We start from the raw sequence: 3,254 nt of genomic DNA, 5'->3' as shown, positions 1-3,254 counted from the left end.
GCTAAAATTTTTAATTTGAAAGGTTCGCTGTAACGTCTAATTACTTTGTCATTTTTGTACATAATGTTTAAAATTATGTAGCCTTTATTCCGGACGACTCAAAATGTTGGGTAACGTGATTGTGTATGGTTAGTTGCGTGGTTAAGCAACTAATTTAGCAAATAAATCACAGATAGAATATTCCGCAGGAATGTTCGTAAGTCGGCAGTGACCAAGCAATTAATTATACACGGTGTTCTACGCAGTTTTTATTCCACCCAATTATCTAATTCATATTTTAATTTCCAAATTCTATTCTTTTTTTCATAAATTCTGGTCATTCCTCCAGAACCTTGTCTAATTCTTACATAAGCCAAATTCAGTTCCTTATTGAAAATAGGTTTAGTTATGTATAAAACTGAATAAATATTTTCTAGGCTGTTTTCCGCATAATATTTTTCAGCAATCTTGTTTATAGAATCCCACTCAATTTCGTTATCAGTATATTTTTTTATGTCAATTACATTAAATCCATATTCTTTTATTTTCGAAATGTCGAAGTCCTTATTCTTTTGGAACTGTCCTTTTACAAAGTCAATATCATTTATTTTTAAAGTATCAGATATGAATTCCGAATGAGATATTGTTTGTTTTGGATTTTTTAAGTCTACTGGTAAAGTTGGTGGAATATTTATAGATAAATTAGATATCAATTCCTTTTTATTAAATAATATTCTCGTTTTTGAACTATCAGACAAGATTTGAGTCAGAAATTCAAGTTTGAATTCATCAGTAATTTCAATTTGAGTTAATGCGCGAGTTTGTGATTCCGATTTATTGGTTTGTTTACAACTAACCAAAATCAAAGTCAGAATTATAAATATTATCTTACTTTTCATTTGGTTTGGTTTTAAAAATTCCGAAAACCCATTTTAGGTTTACAAAAATTAATATCAGTAGAATTATTCCGATAATTATAAATTCATTTGTCGGAAGATTTTTAAAAGTCGGACGCTTTATTTTTTCGATTAATGCAATTGAATAGGCAAAGATTAAAATACCTGTCAGAAGTACGAGAATTGATTTTCCAGTAAACTTAATAATATTAAAAATTTGAGGTTTATTCATTCAGTTACTTGGTTTGGTCAAATTGCGTAGAACGTGATTGTGTATGGTTAGTTGCGTGGTTTAGCAACTAAATTAGTAAACTTTTACGAACCCGTGAATATTCCGCAGGAATATTCGCAAGTAGAGAAGAACCTAGCAATTAATTATACACGGTGTTCTACGCAGTTTTTATTCAGTATTTTATTTTTTCCAAGTTCATAATTTTATCATATTCGTAAAGAATTCTGTCAGATTCAGAGAACGGAATTTGGTATAAAGCACAAACGTTTCTCAATTCGGTTAAATAGTCCAAATACTGAATTATATTATCGTTTAAGTTCGTTTTTAATTTCAGTTCGGCTCCGTAAATCATTCGATAAACTCTTTGGTCGATAATTTGATAAATTCTCGGATTCTTAAATCTCAAAATGGTCGAAGCCATTGGTAAGCGAATTCCTTTCGTTTCGAGCAAATGCATTAGGATTTCGCCAGTCAGAGCAGAATCGATAAATTCCGATTTTCGGTCAATTTTATTTATCAAATTCAGAGTTTCGTTATTCAATTCAGCATAACGATTGGTTTTCCACAACACAATTTCGTTTATCAATTCCTGATTAAAGTCAGATTTAACTTTATCTAACTTTTCGGTCAGTTCAGGTTGAAAGTTATATTCCAAATTCAGAAGTTCGTCAGTAGATGGATTATGTTCTTGTATTTTCTTCATTTCGTTGGTTTGGTCAAATTGCGTAGAACGTTTATGTATAAGAATAGTGCGGTTTTGTGTGCGAGGATTTTCCGAAGGAAAATCAGACGTAACAAAAGCGCACGGACTCTTGATTAAGCACTAAATTAAGCATTATTTTTATACGGTGTTATCTCTTGTTTTTATCAAGTTCGTGCACGTTTATAAAAACATTTTCCGTTTTAGATTTACTATCGATTGGAAATTTAGACCAAATCAATCTGGTACTATCTTGATTCTTGAGTAAGTCAATACGGCGATATTCAGTCAAAAGCCCAATTATTGTATCGTTATTATTTTTGAACTCGAAATCCACATAATTTTTATTTTTTGATTTGAACGTAATGACTTTGACACTATCAAGTAATTGATTTACAAAATCAACCGTAAGTTCTCTCTCCGCTATTGGGTCCTTTATCGAATGGTCTAATTCAGAATGTAAGGTAATCCGTCCTTTTATTGTACTGTCTTTGGACCTTTTCGCTTGGAAATCATAAAAGTTACTTTTCATAAAGTCTAGAACTCCATTTTTGTAGATTTTTTTGTTCCAGCAAAGTGTGTCTCCAAACTCGGAAATATACAATTCCAATTCACTCAATTTTTGTCCATTTTCATCAACGTATTCAACCCATTTTTTATCATATTTTGTCAGTTTGGTTTTAGTTGATTTGGCTACAGAATCTTGAATAATTGAGTCTTTCTCAATTCCAGATGTAATTTTACTTTTCAATTCAGAATTATCTTTGCAATTCCAATAGAGAATCACAGAGAGAAGTAAAATCGATAAGTTTATTGTTTTTTTCAAATAAGAGATAACGTTTATGTATATGGAAAGTTGCGGTTTTGTATGCGAGGATTTTCCGAAGGAAAATCAGACGTAACAAAACAAGCAACGACCTTTGGTTAAGCCTAACACCAGCAATTTTTTATATACTGTGTTGTGCATAGTTTTTTATTCAGTTTTATATTCCGTTCTCAATTCAGCATAATAATTATCTTCCGTATCGAGTAGGCTTTCCTCAAACTTGTATTTCAAATATTCCATATCTAATTCATTCAAAGAAACTGTCTTTTTTCCGTTCATAAATTTGTCAATTGCTTTTTTATGATATCCGCAAAAAATGCCCCAAACCATTAGTTTGATAAAATCAGATTCCTTTTCGGTTTTCAATTCCGCTTCGTTCCACGATTCCGATAACTTTTTAAATTTTCCGCCACCTTTTTCAACCATTTTTCCGTCAGAAATATCAATTTCGGATGGATAATATTTAATTGTAAGATTATAAATTTCCTTAAATGTCAATTTTTATTGGGTTTTGGTAAATGTCTTGTCCTGAAATATGGCTACAGGTTAAAATTGAATTAAGCTGATAATTTATATACCATATTCGGTGTTTTATAATCTAAAGATAAATGTAATCTTATT

At 30.5% G+C, this 3,254-nt stretch carries 5 protein-coding genes; all 5 read right to left on the bottom strand.

The annotated features are described in order from the left end of the window. Nucleotides 1–248: 248 nt before the first annotated feature. A complete protein-coding gene (locus ACFFVB_RS16150; RefSeq protein ID WP_382384262.1) occupies nucleotides 249–878 on the bottom strand; it encodes a hypothetical protein in 630 nt (209 codons plus the stop codon). Continuing rightward, nucleotides 868–1,107, bottom strand: a complete 240-nt coding sequence (locus tag ACFFVB_RS16145; protein WP_382384261.1) for a hypothetical protein — start codon at nucleotides 1,105–1,107, stop codon at nucleotides 868–870. Before ACFFVB_RS16145 ends, ACFFVB_RS16150 begins: the two co-directional genes overlap by 11 nt. A gap of 172 nt (nucleotides 1,108–1,279) precedes the next feature. Beyond that, nucleotides 1,280–1,810, bottom strand: coding sequence for a hypothetical protein (locus ACFFVB_RS16140; RefSeq protein ID WP_382384260.1), 531 nt, complete (start codon nucleotides 1,808–1,810; stop codon nucleotides 1,280–1,282). 148 nt (nucleotides 1,811–1,958) lie between these two features. Next, nucleotides 1,959–2,633 (bottom strand): hypothetical protein, encoded by a 675-nt coding sequence (locus ACFFVB_RS16135; protein ID WP_382384259.1) that lies wholly within the window; start codon nucleotides 2,631–2,633, stop codon nucleotides 1,959–1,961. A 147-nt stretch (nucleotides 2,634–2,780) separates the two neighbouring features. Next, nucleotides 2,781–3,131, bottom strand: coding sequence for a hypothetical protein (locus ACFFVB_RS16130; RefSeq protein ID WP_382384258.1), 351 nt, complete (start codon nucleotides 3,129–3,131; stop codon nucleotides 2,781–2,783). Nucleotides 3,132–3,254: the final 123 nt, after the last annotated feature.

The sequence above is a fragment of the Formosa undariae genome, from assembly GCF_042427615.1.
Lineage (GTDB): Bacteria > Bacteroidota > Bacteroidia > Flavobacteriales > Flavobacteriaceae > Formosa > Formosa undariae.
This window is presented reverse-complemented; position numbering and strand designations above follow the sequence as displayed.